Genomic DNA, 19,801 nt, shown 5'->3' with positions numbered 1-19,801 from the left:
GGTCAGCCCGCGATCGTCTGCAGCGGCTTGGGAAGCGACCGCTTCCCGCGCACCGGCCCGAGGACCGCGGCCCCGAACGGGCGGGTGAGCAGAAGGCGCGCAACGGCGTTGACCTCTTCGAGGGTGACAGCGTCGATCCGCTCCAGCGTGTAGGCGATGCTGCGGTGATGCCCGTAGTTGAGCTCGCTGCGCCCGATGCGGTTCATCCGCGAGCCGGAGTCCTCCAGACCCAGCACCAGCCCGCCACGCATCGACCCCTTGGCGATCCGGCATTCGTCGGCCGTGATCCCGTCACGGGCGACCTCGGCCAGCACGTCGGTCGTCACCCGCACCACCTCGTCGAACCGCTCCGGAAGACACCCGGCGTAGATCGAGAGCGCACCGCTGTCGGCGAACGTGTCCACTGTCGAGTACACCGAGTACGCCAGCCCGCGGGTCTCGCGAATCTGTTGGAACAGACGCGAACTCAGGCCACCGCCGAGCGCGGTGTTGAGCACCGCCAGTGCCCAGCGATGGTCCCAGTGCCGTCCCGGAGTACGCACCCCCATCGACAGGTGGGTCTGCTCGGCGTCCCGGCTCACCAGCTGCAGCGTCGGACGGCCCGGCACGCGTCCGGCGCCCATCCGCGGCGTCACCGGGGACCGGCCACGCACCAACCGCCGACCGAAGTGCTCGCGCACCAGCCCGACGACCTCGTCGTGGTCGATGTTCCCGGCGACCGCCACGACCATGCGGTCCGGCGTGTAACGGCGGACATGGAACGAGTGCAGTTGCGCGCGAGTCATCGTCGAGATCGATTCCACGCTGCCGATCACCGGGCGGCCCACCGGATGCTCACCGAACATCGCCGACAGGAACACGTCGCCGAGGGTGTCCTCCGGATCGTCGTCGCGCATCGCGATCTCCTCGAGGACGACGTCGCGCTCGACCTCCACGTCGTGCTGGGCGCAGCGCCCGTTCAGGACGACGTCGGCGACCAGATCGACGGCCAGCGCCAGATCCGAGTCGAGCACGTGCGCGTAGTAGCAGGTGTGCTCCCTGGCGGTGAACGCGTTCAGCTCGCCACCCACAGCGTCGACCGCCTGGGCGATCTGCACCGCCGACCGCGTCGGCGTCGCCTTGAACAGCAGGTGCTCCAGGAAGTGCGCGGCGCCGGCCACACTGCGACCTTCGTCGCGCGACCCGACGCCGACCCACACCCCGACCGACGCCGAGTGCACGTGCGGGATGTGCTCGGTGACCACACGCAGGCCACCGGGCAGATCCGTGCGACGCACCGCCAACGATGTGTCGTCGTTGCGGCGCGACCGGCGCAGCGACCCCGAGCTAGTTACTGGCGGTCGCTGCATCGACCGGCACAGGTGAATCCGCGGTGTCGGTTGCCTCTGCTTTGTCGTCCTCGGCGACGAGGACCAGCGAGATCTTGCCGCGGTTGTCGATGTCGGCGATCTCCACGCGCAGCTTGTCGCCGACCTTGACGACGTCCTCCACCTTGTTGACCCGCTTGCCCCGGCCCAGCTTGGAGATGTGCACCAAGCCGTCCCGGCCCGGCAGCAGCGAGACGAAAGCTCCAAAGTCAGTGGTCTTCACCACCGTGCCGAGGAACCGCTCGCCGGTCTTGGGCAGCTGCGGGTTGGCGATCGCGTTGATCTTGTCGATGGCCGCTTGTGCCGCTTCGCCGTTGGAGGCGCCGACGAACACCGTGCCGTCGTCCTCGATGGAGATCGACGCGCCGGTCTCCTCGGTGATCGAGTTGATCATCTTGCCCTTGGGCCCGATGACCTCGCCGATCTTGTCGATCGGCACCTTGATCGTGGTGATCCGCGGGGCGTACGGGCTCATCTCGTCGGGCTCGTCGATGGCCTCGGCCATCACCTCGAGGATGGTGATCCGGGCGTCCTTGGCCTGGGCCAGTGCCCCGGCCAGGACCTGCGACGGGATGCCGTCGAGCTTGGTATCCAGCTGCAGCGCGGTGACGAAGTCCTTGGTGCCTGCGCACTTGAAGTCCATGTCGCCGAATGCGTCCTCGGCGCCGAGGATGTCGGTGAGCGTGACGAAGCGACGCTCGGTCTTTCCGTCCACCTCGACGTCGTCGGACACCAGACCCATCGCGATACCGGCGACGGGAGCCTTCAGCGGCACACCGGCGTTCAGCAGCGACAGAGTCGATGCGCACACCGAGCCCATCGAGGTCGAACCGTTGGAGCTCAGCGCCTCCGACACCTGGCGGATCGCGTACGGGAACTCCTCGATGCTCGGCAGCACGGGCATCAGGGCCCGCTCGGCCAGGGCACCGTGCCCGATCTCGCGACGCTTGGGTGAACCGACGCGGCCGGTCTCACCGGTCGAGTACGGCGGGAAGTTGTAGTGGTGCATGTACCGCTTGCTGGTCTCGGGTCCCAGCGAGTCGATCTGCTGAGCCATCTTGACCATGTCCAGTGTGGTGACACCCATGATCTGGGTCTCGCCCCGCTCGAACAGCGCGCTGCCATGTGCCCGCGGCACGACGGCCACCTCGGCGGACAGCGCCCGGATGTCGGTGACGCCGCGGCCGTCGATGCGGAAGTGGTCGGTGAGGATGCGCTGGCGGACCAGTTTCTTGGTCAGCGAGCGGTAGGCCGCCCCGATCTCCTTCTCGCGGCCGGCGTAGGTGTCGGCGAGCCGCTCGAGCACCTCGACCTTGATCTGGTCGGTGCGCTCGTTGCGCTCTTCCTTGCCCGCGATGGTCAGGGCCTTGGACAGCTCGTCGGTGGCCACCGAGGACACCGCGTAGAACACGTCGTCCTGGTATTCGGGGAAGACCGGGTAATCGGCGGTGGGCTTGGCGGCGCTGTCGGCCAGCTCCTGCTGCGCGGTGCACAGTGCGGCGATGAACGGCTTGGCGGCCTCGAGACCCTCGGCCACAACGCTCTCCGTGGGCGCTCCGGCACCGCCGGCGATCAGCTCGACGACCTTGTCGGTGGCCTCGGCCTCGACCATCATGATCGCGACGTCGTCTTTCCCAGCGGAATCAGTGACCTTACGACCGGCGACGACCATGTCGAACACGGCGTTCTCGAGCTGCTCGACGGTGGGGAACGCGACCCACTGGCCGTCAATCAGGGCGACGCGCACGCCGCCGACGGGACCTGCGAACGGGATCCCGGAGATCTGGGTCGACGCCGACGCGGCGTTGATGGCCAGCACGTCGTACAGATCCTCGGGATCGAGGCTCAAAATGGTGACGACCACCTGGATCTCGTTGCGCAGACCCGAGATGAAGGTCGGGCGCAGCGGCCGGTCGATCAGGCGACAGGTCAGGATCGCGTCGGTCGACGGGCGACCCTCACGACGGAAGAACGAGCCGGGGATCCGCCCCGCGGCGTACATCCGCTCCTCGACGTCGATCGTGAGCGGGAAGAAGTCGAAGTGCTCCTTCGGGGCCTTGCTGGCGGTCGTGGCCGACAGCAGCATGGTCTCGTCGTCGAGGTAGGCGACGACGGCGCCGGCGGCCTGCTTGGCCAGCCGGCCGGTCTCGAAGCGAATGGTGCGGGTGCCGAAGCTCCCGTTGTCGATCACGGCGGTGGATTCGAAGACGCCGTCTTCTATTTCAATTGCAGACATACGTGTGTCAGGCCTCTTTGGTTCTCATATTCAGCTGTTTCGCGTGAGCACTGCGCGTTGAATGCGGTCAGTTGCAGACAACCTCGAGTGGCCCCGAGAAGCCCGGCCCGGATGCGTCGACGGCCGTCGATCGAAGCGGCCGGAGTGCATCCGGCAGCCACTACCGAAGACCGCGCGATCTGGCGGTGCCTGTCGTGTCACGCGGGAACGGTGCTCGCGGATCTGCGAAGACCGCACCCGGTTGTTCGCGCCGTGCCTTCCGTGCCGCTCGCGGACACATGCCTTCTGTGCCGCTCGCGGCCACGCCGGCTGGCGAACGCACCCATCGTACATCTCAGTGCGTGCGTAACCCCTAATCCGGGGGCTGTTGCGGGGTGTGGCAGGCGGTTCACGCCATGTCCTCGACGCACACGGTGAAGTTGCGTTCGTCGTAGGCGTAGCCCAGCCCGCTGGCGCACTGGTCGACGGTGGCATGCCCGTCTTCCGGGCTCTGCAGTATCTGGGTGGCCCGCTGCCGACCGGGCACGGAAGCATCGTCGCAGTCCACCCGGACGGGGTCCCTGCCGTTCTCCTGGTCGATGCTCATGCAGCCGCCGACCACCCAGTCGATGTCCAGGCAGATGGTGTTGCGCGACTCGGAGAACGCACCGCGCATCGAATAGTAGGAGTCCACGTCGGTCGGGCACTGGTCGGCACCGTCGGACGTCCCGAAGACCGTGGCAACGACCTTGAAGTTCGACTCGGGCGTCCCGCAGGCCGCTTTGGTGGCCTCGGGCCGGTCGGGCGGGCCGCCCATCCTCACGCAGTCGCCGACCACCATGTCGGAGTCGGCCGCCGACGAACACCCCGTCAGACCCCCAAGTGCCATGGTCGCGACCGATGCGACCATGAACAGGGTCCGCACGGGACGTGGGAGGTTGGCGAAGCCGGACGGCTCGGCGTCAGCGACGCAGGCCGAGGCGCTCGATCAGCGAGCGGTAGCGCTCGACGTCGACCTGGGCGATGTACTTCAGCAGCCGGCGGCGGCGGCCGACCAGCAGCAGCAGCCCACGGCGCGAGTGATGATCGTGCTTGTGGAACTTCAGGTGCTCGGTGAGGTCCGAGATCCGCTTCGTCAGCATCGCGACCTGCGCCTCCGGTGAACCGGTGTCGGTCTCGTGCAGGCCGTACTGACCCAGGATTTCTTTCTTCTGCTCGGTGGTGAGCGCCACGAATACAACTCCATCAAATAGGTCCGCGATCAAGGTGCCGGCAGGTACTCGAGAGGACCTCCGGCAGGCGCGGCCACCGCGAACTGCAGCACGCGCCGGGTCGGCTGGGAGTTTAGCAGCGGACCGCGGCGAGCCGCGAATCGCCACCCGCGCCTGGTCACCGCGCGGACAGGATGGTGCGTGCGCGTTCGGTGTCGGCACCCATGGCGGTCACCAGGTCGTTCACCGAGTCGAACTTCTCCTGACCGCGTAGGCGCGCCACGAAGTCGACGGCGACATGTTGTCCGTACAGGTCGGCGGTGGTGTCCAGGACGAACGCCTCCACGGTGCGGGTGCGACCTGAGAAAGTCGGGTTGGTGCCCACCGACACCGCGGCCTGGTAGCGCTCGCCGGGGGTGACGGACCCGACAACGGGCCCGTGCCCGAGGACGGTGAACCAGGCGGCGTACACGCCGTCCGCGGGGATCGCCGAGTACATCGGCGGTGCGACGTTGGCTGTCGGGAACCCCAGCACCCTGCCGCGACCGTCGCCACGCACCACCACTCCCTCGACGCGGTGCGGGCGGCCCAGCGCCTCTGCGGCCGCCACCATGTCGCCGGCGTCGACGCATGACCGGATGTAGGTCGAGGAGAACGTCACCGTCTCGTCCCGGTGATGCTCGGCGACCAGCGACAGCGAATCCACCGCGAAGCCGAACCGCTCGCCGGCCCTGCGGAGCAACTCGACGGTGCCCGCGGCCTTCTTGCCGAAGGTGAAGTTCTCGCCGACCACGACCTCGACCACGTGGAGCCGTTCGACCAGCAGTTCGTGCACGTAGCGGTCGGGGGTGAGCTTCATGAAGTCCGGCGTGAACGGCATCACCAGGAAGACGTCGATGCCCATCTCCTCGACCAGTTCGGCGCGCCGCGTGAGCGTGGTGAGCTGGGCGGGATGGCTACCGGGGAACACAACCTCCATCGGGTGCGGGTCGAAGGTCATCAACACCGTCGGGATACCGCGCGACCGACCGGCCTTCACCGCACGACTGATCAGCTCCTGGTGCCCGCGATGGACACCATCGAACACGCCGATCGTCACGACGCATCGGCCCCAGTCGGTGGGGATTTCGTCCTGCCCCCGCCAGCGCTGCACGCCGATAGCCTACGGCCAGTCCGCAACGCCAGACCATCAGCACCACCAGATCAGGTGATGATTGCCTAAACTTTGGTCTTGTGAGTCCTGATGGAAGTCCCCGCGATCTGACGACGGTGGCTCAGGACTATCTGAAAGTCATCTGGACCGCCCAGGAATGGTCACACGAGAAGGTCAGCACCAAACTCCTGGCCGAGCGCATCGGGGTGTCGGCGAGCACCGCCTCGGAGTCGATCCGCAAGCTCGCCGACCAAGGCCTCGTGGACCACGAGAAGTACGGTGCGGTGACGCTGACCGACGCGGGCCGGCGCGCCGCGCTGGCGATGGTGCGCCGCCACCGGTTGATGGAGACGTTCCTGGTCCAGGAGCTCGGCTACAGCTGGGACGAGGTGCACGACGAGGCCGAGGTGCTCGAGCACGCGGTGTCCGACCGGATGCTGGACCGTATCGACGCCAAGCTCGGCTATCCGACGCGCGATCCGCACGGGGATCCGATCCCGGCCGCCGACGGTCAGGTCCCGACACCTCCTGCCCGTCAGCTGTCGGTCTGCGAGGACGGTGACGCGGGCACCGTCGCGCGGATCTCCGACGCCGACCCCGAGATGCTGCGATACTTCGACACCGTCGGGATCAGCCTGGACTCCCGGCTGCGTGTGGTGGCCCGCCGCGACTTCGCCGGCATGATCTCGGTGACCGTGCAGAACCCGGGCGATGAGCCCTCCGAAGACGGCGGCGACGCCGCCGAGACCACCGTCGAACTGGGAAGCCCTGCCGCAGAAGCGATCTGGGTCGTCGCATAGGAGGAGCTGGACATGGCCAAACTCGAGTTGTCGCGATCACTGGCGATTCCCGCCGAAGACGCCTGGGATCATGCGTCGGACCTGGCCGCGCTGGGTGACTGGATGACCATGCACCAGGGCTGGCGTTCGGATCTGCCCGAGGAACTCGACGTGGGTACGACGGTGGTCGGCGTGGCGGGCGCGAAGGGGATGCGAAACCGTGTCACGTGGACGGTGCGCGAGTTCGACCCGCCCTCGGCGCTCGCGATCAGTGGCGAAGGCGTGGGTGGCACCCGGTACAAGCTGTCGATGGTTGTCACCTCGACCGGTGACGGCTGCACGTTCACGGTGAAGATGGACCTGGGCGGGGCGCCGCTGTTCGGCCCGATCGGCTCCGCGGCGGTCCGCGCGGTCAAGGGCGACATCGAGCGTTCGATCAGGAAGTTCGAGGAGCTCTACGCCTGACGCGGCGACGTGTTACCGCTACAGCGTCGCCGGGCGCACCACCACAACGCTTTTCGTGCGTGAGCCCGCGTCCTCCAGCAGCGCGATGACGCGGCCGTCCGGCGCCGTCGCCGCGTACACCCCGTCCAGACCGGCGGGCGGCAGCGCGCGCCCGTGGCGTGCGTCGTCGGTTTCGGCCTCGGTGAGGTCACGCCGCGGGAACGTCCGCAGGCACGCCTCGTCGATGCAGTAGGACAACCGCGGCGCCTCCGCGAGCTGCTCGAGCGTGCGGGCCTGATCGAGGCCGAACGCCCCGACCCGGGTGCGGCGCAGAGCGGTGAGGTGCCCTCCAACCCCGAGCGCGGCGCCGACGTCGCGGGCCAGCGCGCGGATGTAGGTTCCGCTCGAGCAGTCCACCTCGACATCCACATCGACGACGCCGTCGGTGCCGCGCCGGATGCTGTGGACCTCGAAACGGTCGATGCGGACGCGGCGCGGCTTCAATTCGACGGACTGGCCCTCGCGCGCCAACTGGTAGGCGCGTTTGCCGTCGACCTTGATGGCGCTGACCGACGACGGGATCTGGTCGATCTCACCGCGCCACGGGGCGATCGCGGACCCGATCTGCTCATCGGTCACCTCCGATGCCGAAACCGATTGCAGCACCTCGCCTTCGGCGTCCTCGGTGGATGTCGTCTGTCCCAGACGGATCGTCGCCGAGTACGACTTGTCGGTCGCCGTCAGCAGCCCGAGGATCTTGGTCGCCCGCTCGACGCCCACCACCAGGACGCCGGTGGCCATCGGGTCGAGCGTGCCCGCGTGACCGACCTTGCGGGTGCCGAACAGCCGCCGGCACCGGCCCACCACGTCGTGGCTCGTCATCCCGCCCGGCTTGTCGACGACCACGAGACCGCCGGTGTTGATCCCCTGGTGGGCCGTCACAGCACGATCGCCGTCAGCGCGATGCCGTCGCGTACCGACCATCGGCCCGACAACGCGGTCAGCGGCGGCCCCGACTCCGCCGCCGGGTCGATCAGGATCTGCGAGGTGAACTTTCCCGCCTGCCCGGACCCGTCGACATCGAACACGATGTGCGCGTCCTCGAAGCCCAGCCACCGGTGCGTCAGCGGGTACCACGCCTTGTACGTCGCTTCCTTTGCGCAGAACAGCACCCGGTCCCAGTGCACACCCGCCGGCATCGCCTGCAGTTCGTGCCGCTCCACGGGCAGGCTGATCGCGTCGAGGACACCGTTGGGCAGCACGTCGTGGGGTTCGGCGTCGATGCCCACCGAACGGACCTCCTCGCGACGCCCGACGGCGGCACCGCGGAAGCCCTCGCAGTGCGTCAGGCTGCCGACGATGCCCTCGGGCCAGCACGGTTCGCCCTTGTCCCCCTTGAGGATCGGCACCGGTTCCAGCCCGAGATCGACCATCGCCTGACGGGCGCAGTACCGCACGGTGATGAACTCGTTGCGCCGCTTGGCCACCGACCGGGCGATCAGCGGCTCTTCCTCGGGCAGCGGCGCGAGCTCCTTGGGGTCGGAATACATCTCGGCGGCGGCCAGCGCGTCCAGCGAGCCGGGAAGCACCCCGGCGAGCAGGGTCGCTGCGATCATGCCCGGTCCTTGATCCGCTGCTGCACCTTCTGGGCGTTGTCGCGCATCTCCTGGGTGATCTGGAAATGCCCACCGAACTCGTTGAGGTATCCCGGCGCGTACTTCGGGTCGGGCAGGATCTGGCGCAGCCAGCGATAAGGCCTGCGGCGGCGCCACTCCCGCGGGTAACCGACCGACACCTCCTCGAACCGCACACCGTCGTACCAGGTGGTGCGCGGGATGTGCAGGTGCCCGTACACCGAGCAGACCGCGTTGTAGCGAGTGTGCCAGTCGGCGGTCGCCGTGGTGCCGCACCACAGGGAGAACTCGGGATAGAACATCGCGTCGCAGGGTTCGCGGACCATCGGGAAGTGGTTCACCTGGACGGTCGGCATCATCCAGTCCAGTTCCTCGAGGCGCTTGCGGGTGTAGGCGACCCGGTCCCGGCACCAGGCGTCGCGGGTCGAGTACGGCTCCGAGGACAGCAGGTATTCGTCGGTGCCGACGATGTTGCGTTCCTTGGCGATGGCCAGGCCCTCGGCCTTGGTGCCCGCGCCCTGCGGCAGGAACGAATAGTCGTAGAGCAGGAACATCGGGACGATGGTCGCCGGGCCGCCCTCCTCGGTCCACACCGGGTACGGGTGCTCGGGGGTGACGATGCCCATTTCGTCGCACATGTTGACCAGGTAGTCGTAGCGGGCCTTGCCGAAGATCTGCATCGGGTCGCGCTGGGTCGTCCACAGTTCGTGGTTGCCCGGTATCCAGATCACCTTCGCGAACCGCTTGCGCAGTAGGTCCAGCGCCCACCGGATCTCATCGGTGCGCTCGGCGACATCACCGGCCACGATCAGCCAGTCATCGGGCGAGGCCGGGTGCAGCGACTCGGTCACCGGCTTGTTTCCGGTGTGTCCGGTATGGAGGTCACTGACGGCCCACAACGTCGGACGTCGGTCGTCACTGGTCACAACCCGTCAGCCTACTGGTGCGGCACCGAGTCGACGCTCCGGCAACTAGAACATGTTCCTGTTTCCGTGTCGGCGGCGAAGCGGTGCCCGCTACACTCCCGGCAGGGTCGGACGAATCGGCGGCACGGACCGCCTCGAGATCAGGGGGTGCGATGGTCGCCAAGCTGCGGCTGCTCTCGGCGCTGTGCGCGCTGGTCGCGGCTGTTGTCGTGGTCTGGCAGGCAAACCCGACCGGCCCTGTCACCGCCGAGCGGGTCGAGCTGCGGGCGACCGGCGCACCCCTGACCGACATGTCCACCACGATCAAATGGCCGGTGGTCGATACCGTGGATCCCGACCCGTTCGACCCGTGCCGCGACGTCCCGCTCGACGTCGTGCAGCGCATCGGGCTGGCATACACGCCGCCTATGCCGGAGGACAGTCTGCGGTGCAAATACGACGCCGGGAACTACCAGATGGCGGTCGAGGCCTTCGTGTGGCGCACCTACGAGCAGACCCTGCCCCCCGACGCGGTCGAACTCGACATCAACGGCCACCGCGCCGCCCAGTACTGGATCATGAAGCCGACGGACTGGAACAACCGCTGGTGGATCACCTGCATGGTGGCCTTCAAGACCAGTTACGGAGTGATCCAGCAGTCGCTGTTCTACTCCCCCATCTACTCCGAGCCCGATCCGGATTGCATGCAGACCAACCTGCAGCGGGCACACGAGCTCAGCCCCTTCTACGTGTACTGAGGCGCGTAGCGGGCTTGGGAAGCGGGCTTGCGTAGCCTCGTGAGCGTGACCGCCGCGCCCCCGAACACCGCGACCCGTCCGACGCTGCAGCAGGCCGCTCTGCGGAAGCTCAGCGGGGTGCTGCAGCTGCCGCCGCCGACCACGGACTACGTCGTCGACCGCGGACTGCGGGTGCCGATGCGTGACGGCGTCGACCTGGTCGCCGACCACTACGTGCCGCAGACGACGCAGCCCGCGGGCACGCTGCTGGTCCGCGGCCCGTACGGACGCGGCTTTCCCTTCGCGGCGCTGTTCGGCTCGGTCTACGCCGCGCGGGGCTACCACGTGATCGTGCAGAGCGTGCGGGGCACGTACGGCTCGGGCGGCGAATTCGATCCGATGGTGCACGAGATAGAGGACGGCGCCGACACCGTCGCCTGGCTGCGCGAGCAGCCGTGGTTCACGGGCACGTTCGGGACCGTGGGACTGTCGTATCTGGGCTTCACGCAGTGGGCGCTGCTCGCCGACCCGCCGCCGGAGATGAAGGCCGCGGTGATCACCGTCGGGCCCCACGATGTCAGTGGACCACGTTGGGGCACAGGGTCATTCGGACTCAACGACTTCCTCGGCTGGAGCGACCTGGTGGCCCGCCAGGAAGACCCGCGCAGGCTGCGCGTCCTGCTGCGGCAGGCACGCGCTCAGCGCCTGGTGACCCGGGCATCCCTGGGGCTGCCGCTGGGCGAGTCGAGCCGGGCGCTGCTCGGGGACGGGGCGCCGTGGTTCGAGTCGTGGCTCGACCATCCGCAGGCCGACGACCCGTTCTGGACGAAGCTGCAGTTGCGCGACGCGCTGGAGCGCGCCGAGATCCCGGTGCTGTTACTGACCGGCTGGCAGGACCTGTTCCTCGAACAGACCCTGGAGCAGTACGGCCGGCTGCGCAGCCGCGGGGTGACCGCGGGCCTCACCATCGGTCCCTGGACACATGGCCACATGATGACCAAGGCCGCCCCGACGGTGATCCGCGAATCCCTGGACTGGCTCGACGCCCACCTCGCTGACGCGCCCGCACAGCGCAGCGCCCCGGTGCGCGTCCACCTTGCGGGCTCACCTGACGGGGATGGCTGGCTCGACTTCACCGACTGGCCGCCCCCGATGCCCGAACGCGTGCTCTACCTGCAACCCGCGAGACGGCTCGCGGACACCGTTCCCGAGGCGAGCACGGCGGCATTCGTCTACAACCCCGCCGACCCGACGCCCACCGTCGGCGGCCGGTTGCTGTCGCCGGTCGGCGGCTACCGCGACGACACCGCCCTGGCGCGGCGGGCCGACGTGCTCACGTTCACCGGGGACCCGCTGCCCACCGACCTCTTCGTGGTCGGGTCGCCGGTGCTGGAGCTGTCCCACTCCTGCACCAACCCGAACAACGATCTGTTCGTGCGGGTCAGCCAGGTCGACGCGCAGGGCCGCTCCCGCAACGTCAGCGACGGATATCGTGCCTCGGCGCCCGATACGGGCACCGTGCGCATCGAACTCGACGGTGTCGCGCACACCTTTCCCGCAGGCTCCCGCATCCGGGTCCTGGTGGCCGGCGGGTCGCACCCGCGGTTCCTGCGCAACCTGGGCACCGGTGAACCCGCGGTCAGCGGAACCGGCTTCGCCACCGCCCGACACACCCTGCATCTCGGGGATGCGACTCGGCTGATCCTTCCCGCAGGCGATTGACCGCCCTCAACCGACTGACCGGCGCACCCGCTCGGCGACCTCGAGCAGATCCGCGTCGTCGTGCACCGGTGCCGCCCACTCGGGGTGCACCGGCAGCCGCACCCAGCTCGAGCAACCGCGGTAGTCGGGGGTGCGCGCCAGTCGCACGGGCTCGGCCAGCGGCGCCGCCGAGACGACCAGCACCGTCAGCCGGTGCCGCGGCCGGAAGTCGAGGCGATCGGCCTGCACCGACTCGGCGGTCCAGATATGCAGCGGCGCAATCTCGTCCAATTTCTCCGGGCGGTTGACCTCCACCGCGGCGATCACCCGGGCTCCGGCACGCAGGATCACGTCATCCTCGGTGCTGTCCGCCGCCGCGGGCTCGAGGAGCTCGCGATGCTCGGGACGGACCCGCTCGGCGTGACTGTGCGCCACGGTCGGGAACAGCAAGAACCGTGACCTGGCCACCTCGGGAGCGACCTCGAACCGCTTCTCGTGGATACCGCCCTTGCGCAGCAGCACGCTCTGCCTGCCGTCGAGCAGCGCGTGCACGGCGGCGCTCCACTCCTTGAGCGCGGGCCGGGTCAGCGTTGCGGTCATCCGAGTCCGAGCCGCGCCCGGACCTCGGGACGACGCAGCGGCGGAACGCTTTTCGGCGGCTGTCGGCGCGGCTGCAGGCCCGCCAGCAGCCGCTCGGTGGTCGCGGTGACCTCGGCGACGGCGATCTCGAACGCCTCGACGTTGCCGCCGGAGGGCCTGGTGATGCCGCTGACCTTGCGGACGTACTGGCGTGCGGCTGCCTCGACCTCCTCGGAGGTGGCGGCCGGTTCCAGGCCCCGCAGCTCGGTGATGTTTCGGCACATCTTCTCCACGATAGGCGCGAAAGCGCGAGCCGATACGGTGAGCGGATGACCAACTCCGACACCACGGACGTCCTGCTGATCGACACCCGCGACCGGGTCCGAACACTCACGTTGAACCGGCCGGAGTCCCGCAACGCGCTGTCGGCGGCGTTGCGCACGCAGTTCTACCAGGCGTTGCGCGACGCGCAGGCCGACGACGGTGTCGACGTGGTCATCGTCACGGGCGCCGATCCGGTGTTCTGCGCCGGCCTGGACCTCAAGGAATTGGGCGACACCACCGACCTTCCCGACATCTCCCCCAAGTGGCCACCGATGACCAAGCCGGTGATCGGGGCGATCAACGGCGCGGCGGTGACCGGAGGTCTGGAGATCGCGCTCTACTGCGACATCCTGATCGCCTCGGAGCTGGCCCGCTTCGCCGACACCCACGCCCGCGTCGGGTTGCTGCCCACCTGGGGACTGTCGGTGCGGCTGCCGCAGAAGGTCGGCGTCGGGATGGCGCGACGGATGAGCATGACCGGCGACTACCTGTCCGCCGAGGACGCGCTGCGCACCGGTCTGGTCACGCAGGTGGTGCCGCACGGCGAGCTGCTCGACACCGCCCGTCAGATCGCGGCGTCGATCGTCGGCAACAACCAGAAAGCCGTCCGCGCCCTGCTGGCGTCCTACCACCAGATCGACGACCAGCAGAACAGCGCGGCGCTGTGGCTGGAGGCGGCGTCGGCGCGCGAGTGGATGAAGAGCGCGACGGGCGACGACATCGCGGAGAGCCGGAGCTCGGTCATCGAACGCGGCCGCACCCAGGTGCGCTGAGCACCGGCACGCGCCCGCGGCCGTCGACAGTCAGTCGGCGGGCCCGCTCGCCCCGGTCTGCTCGGCGGCGAGCTGTTCCACACTCACCCCGTCGTCGGTCCAGCGCCCCGATCATGGAGGGGCACTGTCGGGCCGGGTGATCCGTCGGGCAGTTCAGTGCGTCGGTGAGGAACTGCTGCGCGGCCCGCGCCTGGGCGATCACCCGGTCCAGGTCGGCGATCTGGCCGCGGACAGTGTCGCGCCACTGCTCACCCGGTGCGTCGAGCACGGCGGCGGCGGTGCCCAGCGGCAGGCCAAGCCGGTGCACGATCTTGAGGAACGCCAGCCGCCGCAGCTCCTCGGGCCCGTACATCCGCCTGCCGGATCGGCGCGACCGCGGGCACACCAGCCCGCGCTCGTCGTAGTAACGCAACGCCGACGTCGTCATCTGCAACCGCGAGGCGGCCTCGCCGATCGGTATCGAGTCCATGGGGCCATTCGACTTCAACCCCGCTTGAACCGGCAAGGTCGATGCATGAGCGATGCATCGGCCGCGATGGCGGTCAACCACCACGGCGATCACCCCGGCTTCGCCGGTCTCACCGGGACCCTCTGCGGGTTCGTCTTCCTGCTCACCGGCCGCCGGAACGCGAGGCTGGCCACTGACCTCGCGCGGGTCTCGGCGGCCGACCACGTCGTCGACATCGGCTGCGGACCGGGTTCCGCCGCGCGCGCCGCCGCCCGCCGGGGCGCGCGTGTCACCGGGGTCGACCCGGCGCCATCCATGCTGCGTTTGGCGCGGGCCGTCACCCGCAACCGCGCTGCCATCAGGTGGGCCGAAGGTGCGGCCGAGCGCCTACCTGTTGCGGATGGTTCGGCGACCGTCGTGTGGGCGCTGGCCACGGTGCACCACTGGCGTGACGTCACCAAGGGCCTGGCCGAGGCACATCGAGTGCTCGCCCCCGGCGGCCGGTTGCTGGCCGTCGAACGCCAGACGCAGCCGGGTGCCACCGGGCTCGCGAGCCACGGATGGACGGCAGACCAGGCGGAATCCTTTGCAGCGCTGTGCCGTACGGCGGGGCTGGTCAACGTCACCGTCGCCGGTCACCGCAGCGGCAGGCGGGACGTGTGGACGGTCGGCGGTACCCGCCCCTGAGCCACGCGGAACCTCTCTAGCCCGTCCCGGGCACCAGCCAGCGACCCGAGAACGCCCGCCAGCCGACGAACACCAGGCGCAGCACCATGAACGCGCTCAGACCCGACCAGATGCCCAGCAGTCCCCACCCGAACGCCAGCGACAGCCAGACCAACGGCAGGAAACCGACCAGGGCGCTGATGACCGTCGCGTTGCGCATGAACGTGGCGTCACCAGCGCCGAGCAGCACCCCATCGAGGGCGAAAACGATTCCGGCGACCGGTAATTGGGCCACCAGGAACCACCACGGCACCCCGATCTCGTCGAGCACCGAGCGGTCGTCGGTGAAGACTCCCGGCAGCACCGAGGAGCCCAGCACGAACAACGCGGCCAGCACGGCGCCGGCGACCGTCGAGAAGATCGTCACCCGCCACGCCACCGATTTCGCATGCGCCAGATGGCCCGCCCCCAGCGCCGCACCGACCAGTGACTGCGCCGCGATGGCCAGCGAGTCGAGCACCAACGCAAGAAAGTTCCACAGCTGCAGGACCACCTGGTGTGCCGCGACGGCCGCCGCGCCGAAGCGCGCCGCGACAGCCCCGGCGGAGACGAAGCACGCCTGGAACGCCAGGGTGCGCAACACCAGGTCGCGGCCCATCACCACCTGGGCGCGCAGCACCGGTGGCCGCGGTCGCAGCGGAATCTGCTCGACGAACAGCGCGCGGAAGAACAGCGCCGCCGCCAGCCATTGACCGACCAGGTTGGCCACCGCCGACCCGGGCAGGCCGAGTTCGGGAGCACCCAGCAACCCGTACACCAGCAGCGGGCACAGCACCGCCGACACCGCGAACCCGAAGACGACATAGCGCAGCGGACGCATGGTGTCCTGCACGCCGCGCATCCACCCGTTGCCTGCGGCGGCGACGAGTATCGCGGGGACGGCCAGGCTGGCGATCCGAACCCACGGCAGCGCCGCCTCGGCGATCCGTCCGCCGCCCGCCAGTGCGGACACCAGCGGGCCCGCGGTCAGTTGGACGCCGATGACGATCGTGGTGCCGATCCCCAGCGCCAGCCACGTCGCCTGCACGCCCTCCCCGACGGCCGCACTCCGGTCACCGGCTCCGTAGAACCGCGCCGCGCGCGCGGTGGTGCCGTAGGACAGAAAGGTCAGCTGCGAGCTCAGCACGCCCATGACCAGCGCGCCGATCGCCAGGCCGGCCAGATCGACGGCACCGAGGCGGCCGACGACGGCCAGGTCGAACAGCAGGTAGACGGGTTCGGCGGCCAGCACGCCGAGCGCCGGGAAGGCCAGTGCGGCGATGCGACGGCTGGTCGCAGGCTGAACGGGGTCGGTCAAAGGTGTTCGGTGCCGGGATTCAGCCAAGTGCGCGTGCGAGCGCCGCCACCACATCGTCGGCGGTCCCCGCTGCCGAATAGCCGGCGGCGAGGCGATGACCACCGCCGCCGAACGAACTGGCGACCGACGCGAGGTCCACGGACTTCGAGCGCATCGACACCGACCATTTCCGGGGCTCGATCTCCTTGAACACCGCCGCGACCTCGGCTTCCTGCGTGGTGCGCACGATGTCGACGATGCTCTCCACTTCCTCCGGGCGGGCGTTGACCCACTCTCCGTGGTCGACCACGGCGTACACCAGACCCTGCCCGTCGGCAGCGTCGGTCAGCAGTCGCGCCGATCCCAGCACCCGCGACAACATCGGCAGCCACGCGAACGGATGGGTGTCCATCAGGGTGCGGCTGATGGCGGCGTTGTCGACACCCAACTCCACCAGACGCGCCGCCAGCCGGTGCGCCCGGGCGCTGGCCCACCGGAACGAACCGGTGTCGGTGGTCAGGCCCGCGTACAGGCAGTGCGCCACGCCCACGTCGATCGGCTTGTCCCACGCGTCGAGCAGTTCGGCGACCAGCATCGTCGTCGAGTCCGCGGACGGGTCGACGAAATTCGCAGTGCCGAACAGACGGTTGGAGGCATGGTGATCGATCACCAGCACCTGACGGTCGGGGGCGGCCAGTTCGCGCAGCTTACCGAGGCGGTTCACGCTGGGGATGTCGACGGTGACCACCAGATCGGCGTCACGACGGAGATCGTCGGGCGCCACCAACAGGTGACCGCCCGGCAGCGACTGCAACGACTCGGGCAGCTCGGCCGGCTCGGCGAAACTGACTTGGACGTCCTTGCCGGCATGGTCGAGGACCAGCGCCAGGGCGAGCCCGGCGCCGATGGTGTCGGCGTCGGGGAAGACGTGACAGACCACGCTGACGGTGGTGGCCGCCGACAACAGGTCGGCTGCGGCGCGGGCATCGATGTGCGCGCCCGCCACCAGGGCATCAGTCGTCGTGTCTGTCATCGAGCCAATCAGCGTCACCCGTGTCCTCAGCGTCGGTCCCCGATGGCCCCCCGCTTGCAGCGTCATCCGTGTCCTCCGCCCCGCTTACACGGTACGGGTCGGCATCGCCTGCGTGCTTGGCACCTTGACGAACTCTCGCCAAATCCTCATCCGCGGCTCGCGCACGGGCCAGCAGTTCCTCCATGTGCTGCGCGGTGTCGGGCACCTTGTCGAGCACGAAGGTCAGCGTCGGGGTGAAGCGCACACCGGTGGCGGCGCCGACCTTGCTCCGCAGCGTGCCCTTGGCGCGCTCCAGCGCCGCCGCGGCGGCCTCGTAATCGGGCTCGTCCTGCAGGGTCTCGCCACGAACCGTGTAGTACACGGTGGCGTCGTGCAGGTCTCCCGTGACCTTCGTGTCCGTGATGGTCACGAAGGCCAGCGGGGGATCCTTGATCTCGAACTCGATGGCCGAGGCGACGACCGTGCCGATGCGCTTGGAGAGCCGGCGCGCCCGACCGACGTCGACCATTAGGTGCGCTCCTTCTCCACAAGCTCGTACGCCTCGATGACGTCGCCCTCTTTGATGTCGGAGTACGTCAGCGTCAGACCGCACTCGTAGCCCTCGCGCACCTCGGTGGCGTCGTCTTTCTCCCGCTTGAGCGACGAGATCGTGACGGTCTCGGCGACGACGGTGTTGTCGCGGAGCAATCGCGCCTTGGCGTTGCGCCGCATGATGCCGGAGGTGACCAGGCAGCCTGCGATGTTGCCCACCTTCGAGGAGCGGAAGATCGCGCGGATCTCGGCGCGGCCGAGTTCCTTCTCCTCGTAGACCGGCTTGAGCATGCCCTTGAGCGCGCTCTGGATCTCATCGATGGCCTGGTAGATCACCGAGTAGTACCGGATGTCCACACCCTCGCGGTTGGCCAGCTCGGTGGCCTTGCCCTCCGCACGGACGTTGAACCCGATGATGATCGCATCCGACGCCGACGCCAGGTTGACGTTGGTCTCGGTGACACCGCCGACACCACGATCGATGACGCGCAGTTCCACCTCGTCGTCGATCTCGATGCCGTACAGGGCCTCTTCCAGGGCTTCGACGGTGCCGGAGTTGTCGCCCTTGAGGATCAGGTTCAGCTGGCTGGTCTCCTTCAGCGCGGCATCCAGATCGTCGAGGCTGATCCGCTTGCGCGTCTTGGCCGCCAGCGCGTTGCGCTTACGCGCGCTGCGCCGGTCGGCGATCTGCCGGGCGATGCGGTCCTCGTCGACGACCAGCAGGTTGTCACCTGCACCTGGCACCGACGTGAAGCCGATGACCTGCACCGGCCGGGACGGCAGCGCCTCGGTGACGTCCTCGCCGTGCTCGTCGACCATGCGCCGGACGCGGCCATAGGCGTCGCCGGCGACGATCGAGTCGCCGACGCGCAGTGTGCCGCGCTGGATGAGCACCGTGGCCACCGGACCGCGACCGCGGTCCAGGTGCGCCTCGATGGCCACACCCTGGGCTTCCATGTCCGGGTTGGCCCGCAGGTCCAACGCGGCGTCGGCGGTCAGCAGCACCGCTTCCAGCAGCGCGTCGATGTTGGTGCCCTGCTTTGCCGAGATGTCGACGAACATCGTGTCGCCGCCGAAGTCCTCGGCGACGAGGCCGTACTCGGTGAGCTGCCCGCGGATCTTGGCCGGGTCGGCGCCCTCCTTGTCGATCTTGTTGACCGCCACCACGATCGGCACATCGGCCGCCTGGGCGTGGTTGATCGCCTCCACCGTCTGCGGCATGACGCCGTCGTCGGCGGCGACCACCAGGATCGCGATGTCGGTGGCCTTCGCACCGCGGGCACGCATGGCGGTGAACGCCTCGTGACCCGGGGTGTCGATGAAGGTGACCAGTCGTTCGTTGCCGTCCAGCTCGGTGAGCACCTGGTAGGCGCCGATGTGCTGGGTGATGCCACCGGCCTCGCCCTCGCGGACGTTGGCCTGACGAATCGTGTCGAGCAGCCGGGTCTTGCCGTGGTCGACGTGACCCATGACGGTGACCACCGGCGGACGGAACTCCAGATCGTCCTCGCCGCCTTCGTCCTCGCCGTAGGTGAGGTCGAACGACTGCAGCAGTTCGCGGTCCTCGTCCTCCGGGGACACGACCTGCACGATGTAGTTCATCTCGTTGCCGAGCAGCTCGAGCGTCTCGTCGCCCACCGACTGGGTGGCGGTCACCATCTCGCCGAGGTTGAACAACGCCTGCACCAGCGATGCCGGGTTGGCGTCGATCTTCTCGGCGAAATCGGACAGCGACGCACCACGGGCGAGCCGGATGGTCTCGCCGTTGCCGTGCGGCAACCGCACGCCACCGACGACCGGGGCCTGCATGTTCTCGTACTCGGCGCGTTTTGCCCGCTTCGACTTGCGACCGCGTTTCGGTGCGCCGCCGGGACGACCGAAGGCACCGGCCGCACCGCCGCGCTGACCTGGACGGCCACCGCCGCCGGGCCGTCCGCGGTAGCCGCCGCCTGCGGGGGCACCGCC

Annotated in this window: 21 protein-coding genes; 6 read left to right on the top strand and 15 right to left on the bottom strand. The window is 68.9% G+C overall.

What is annotated here, in order from left to right; translation table 11 throughout:
- Positions 1-2 precede the first annotated feature (2 nt).
- From H7I57_RS13035 to H7I57_RS13015, 5 genes are all read right to left on the bottom strand, one after another.
- Positions 3-1,349 carry a M16 family metallopeptidase gene (locus H7I57_RS13035; protein WP_264023943.1) on the bottom strand — a complete coding sequence of 449 codons (1,347 nt, stop codon included), beginning with the start codon at positions 1,347-1,349 and terminating at the stop codon, positions 3-5.
- Complete coding sequence (locus H7I57_RS13030) at positions 1,327-3,603, bottom strand: polyribonucleotide nucleotidyltransferase (protein WP_264023941.1); 2,277 nt, start codon at positions 3,601-3,603, stop codon at positions 1,327-1,329. The genes H7I57_RS13035 and H7I57_RS13030 overlap by 23 nt, the downstream gene beginning before the upstream one ends.
- Positions 3,604-3,991: 388 nt before the next feature.
- Complete coding sequence (gene lppU / locus H7I57_RS13025; RefSeq protein WP_264023940.1) at positions 3,992-4,492, bottom strand: LppU family putative lipoprotein; 501 nt, start codon at positions 4,490-4,492, stop codon at positions 3,992-3,994.
- Between the two features lie 52 nt (positions 4,493-4,544).
- Positions 4,545-4,814 (bottom strand): 30S ribosomal protein S15, encoded by a 270-nt coding sequence (gene rpsO, locus H7I57_RS13020; protein ID WP_264023939.1) that lies wholly within the window; start codon positions 4,812-4,814, stop codon positions 4,545-4,547.
- 157 nt (positions 4,815-4,971) lie between these two features.
- Positions 4,972-5,946 (bottom strand): bifunctional riboflavin kinase/FAD synthetase, encoded by a 975-nt coding sequence (locus H7I57_RS13015; RefSeq protein WP_264023937.1) that lies wholly within the window; start codon positions 5,944-5,946, stop codon positions 4,972-4,974.
- Between the two features lie 80 nt (positions 5,947-6,026).
- Between H7I57_RS13015 and mntR the strand changes: the two genes are divergently transcribed.
- Together mntR and H7I57_RS13005 are read left to right on the top strand one after the other, a co-directional pair.
- On the top strand, positions 6,027-6,746 hold the full coding sequence (gene mntR / locus H7I57_RS13010) for a manganese-binding transcriptional regulator MntR (RefSeq protein ID WP_264023936.1): 720 nt from the start codon (positions 6,027-6,029) through the stop codon (positions 6,744-6,746).
- Between the two features lie 12 nt (positions 6,747-6,758).
- Positions 6,759-7,190, top strand: coding sequence for a type II toxin-antitoxin system Rv0910 family toxin (locus H7I57_RS13005; protein ID WP_264023935.1), 432 nt, complete (start codon positions 6,759-6,761; stop codon positions 7,188-7,190).
- 18 nt (positions 7,191-7,208) lie between these two features.
- On the opposite strand, the gene truB is transcribed toward H7I57_RS13005, so the two are convergent.
- The 3 genes from truB to pptH are packed head-to-tail and all read right to left on the bottom strand — an operon-like array spanning position 7,209 to position 9,729.
- Positions 7,209-8,093, bottom strand: coding sequence for a tRNA pseudouridine(55) synthase TruB (truB, locus tag H7I57_RS13000; protein WP_264024043.1), 885 nt, complete (start codon positions 8,091-8,093; stop codon positions 7,209-7,211).
- A 14-nt stretch (positions 8,094-8,107) separates the two neighbouring features.
- Entirely contained in the window at positions 8,108-8,785 is a 678-nt protein-coding gene (gene pptT / locus H7I57_RS12995; protein ID WP_264023934.1) for a 4'-phosphopantetheinyl transferase PptT, read from the bottom strand.
- Positions 8,782-9,729, bottom strand: coding sequence for an ACP phosphodiesterase PptH (pptH, locus tag H7I57_RS12990; protein WP_264023933.1), 948 nt, complete (start codon positions 9,727-9,729; stop codon positions 8,782-8,784). Before pptH ends, pptT begins: the two co-directional genes overlap by 4 nt.
- Before the next feature lie 152 nt (positions 9,730-9,881).
- Here pptH and H7I57_RS12985 point away from each other — a divergent pair, with 152 nt between their 5' ends.
- Both H7I57_RS12985 and H7I57_RS12980 read left to right on the top strand, forming a co-directional pair.
- Positions 9,882-10,466, top strand: a complete 585-nt coding sequence (locus tag H7I57_RS12985) for a DUF3558 domain-containing protein (RefSeq protein ID WP_264023932.1) — start codon at positions 9,882-9,884, stop codon at positions 10,464-10,466.
- 39 nt (positions 10,467-10,505) lie between these two features.
- On the top strand, positions 10,506-12,167 hold the full coding sequence (locus H7I57_RS12980) for a CocE/NonD family hydrolase (RefSeq protein WP_372510212.1): 1,662 nt from the start codon (positions 10,506-10,508) through the stop codon (positions 12,165-12,167).
- A gap of 6 nt (positions 12,168-12,173) precedes the next feature.
- Here H7I57_RS12980 and H7I57_RS12975 read toward each other — a convergent pair whose 3' ends face one another.
- On the bottom strand, positions 12,174-12,746 hold the full coding sequence (locus tag H7I57_RS12975) for a DUF1802 family protein (protein ID WP_264023931.1): 573 nt from the start codon (positions 12,744-12,746) through the stop codon (positions 12,174-12,176).
- Positions 12,743-13,009 carry a DUF2277 domain-containing protein gene (locus tag H7I57_RS12970; RefSeq protein WP_264023930.1) on the bottom strand — a complete coding sequence of 89 codons (267 nt, stop codon included), beginning with the start codon at positions 13,007-13,009 and terminating at the stop codon, positions 12,743-12,745. Before H7I57_RS12970 ends, H7I57_RS12975 begins: the two co-directional genes overlap by 4 nt.
- A 45-nt stretch (positions 13,010-13,054) precedes the next feature.
- Here H7I57_RS12970 and H7I57_RS12965 point away from each other — a divergent pair, with 45 nt between their 5' ends.
- Complete coding sequence (locus tag H7I57_RS12965) at positions 13,055-13,822, top strand: enoyl-CoA hydratase (RefSeq protein ID WP_264023929.1); 768 nt, start codon at positions 13,055-13,057, stop codon at positions 13,820-13,822.
- Here the strand turns inward: H7I57_RS12965 and H7I57_RS12960 are convergent.
- Positions 13,791-14,291, bottom strand: a complete 501-nt coding sequence (locus H7I57_RS12960) for a MerR family transcriptional regulator (RefSeq protein ID WP_264023928.1) — start codon at positions 14,289-14,291, stop codon at positions 13,791-13,793. The two genes, H7I57_RS12965 and H7I57_RS12960, sit on opposite strands and share 32 nt — an antisense overlap.
- A gap of 45 nt (positions 14,292-14,336) precedes the next feature.
- Between H7I57_RS12960 and H7I57_RS12955 the strand changes: the two genes are divergently transcribed.
- The gene (locus H7I57_RS12955; RefSeq protein WP_264023927.1) at positions 14,337-14,957 is read left to right on the top strand and encodes a class I SAM-dependent methyltransferase; all 621 of its coding nucleotides are present in this window, start codon (positions 14,337-14,339) and stop codon (positions 14,955-14,957) included.
- 16 nt (positions 14,958-14,973) lie between these two features.
- Here H7I57_RS12955 and H7I57_RS12950 read toward each other — a convergent pair whose 3' ends face one another.
- The 4 genes from H7I57_RS12950 to infB all read right to left on the bottom strand — a co-directional run.
- Positions 14,974-16,347, bottom strand: coding sequence for an MATE family efflux transporter (locus tag H7I57_RS12950; protein ID WP_372510211.1), 1,374 nt, complete (start codon positions 16,345-16,347; stop codon positions 14,974-14,976).
- On the bottom strand, positions 16,313-17,305 hold the full coding sequence (locus H7I57_RS12945; protein WP_264023925.1) for a DHH family phosphoesterase: 993 nt from the start codon (positions 17,303-17,305) through the stop codon (positions 16,313-16,315). Before H7I57_RS12945 ends, H7I57_RS12950 begins: the two co-directional genes overlap by 35 nt.
- Positions 17,286-17,813: a 30S ribosome-binding factor RbfA gene (gene rbfA, locus H7I57_RS12940; protein WP_264023924.1), complete on the bottom strand. Its 528-nt coding sequence runs from the start codon at positions 17,811-17,813 to the stop codon at positions 17,286-17,288. Before rbfA ends, H7I57_RS12945 begins: the two co-directional genes overlap by 20 nt.
- Positions 17,813-19,801 (bottom strand): translation initiation factor IF-2 (infB, locus tag H7I57_RS12935; RefSeq protein ID WP_264023922.1); only part of this gene is annotated, 1,989 nt, incomplete at its 5' end. The genes rbfA and infB, both read right to left, overlap by 1 nt.

It is taken from the genome of Mycolicibacterium pyrenivorans, assembly GCF_025821625.1.
Lineage (GTDB): Bacteria > Actinomycetota > Actinomycetes > Mycobacteriales > Mycobacteriaceae > Mycobacterium > Mycobacterium pyrenivorans.
The sequence above is the reverse complement of the archived record's forward strand: the minus strand, read 5'-3'. Positions and strand labels throughout refer to the sequence as shown.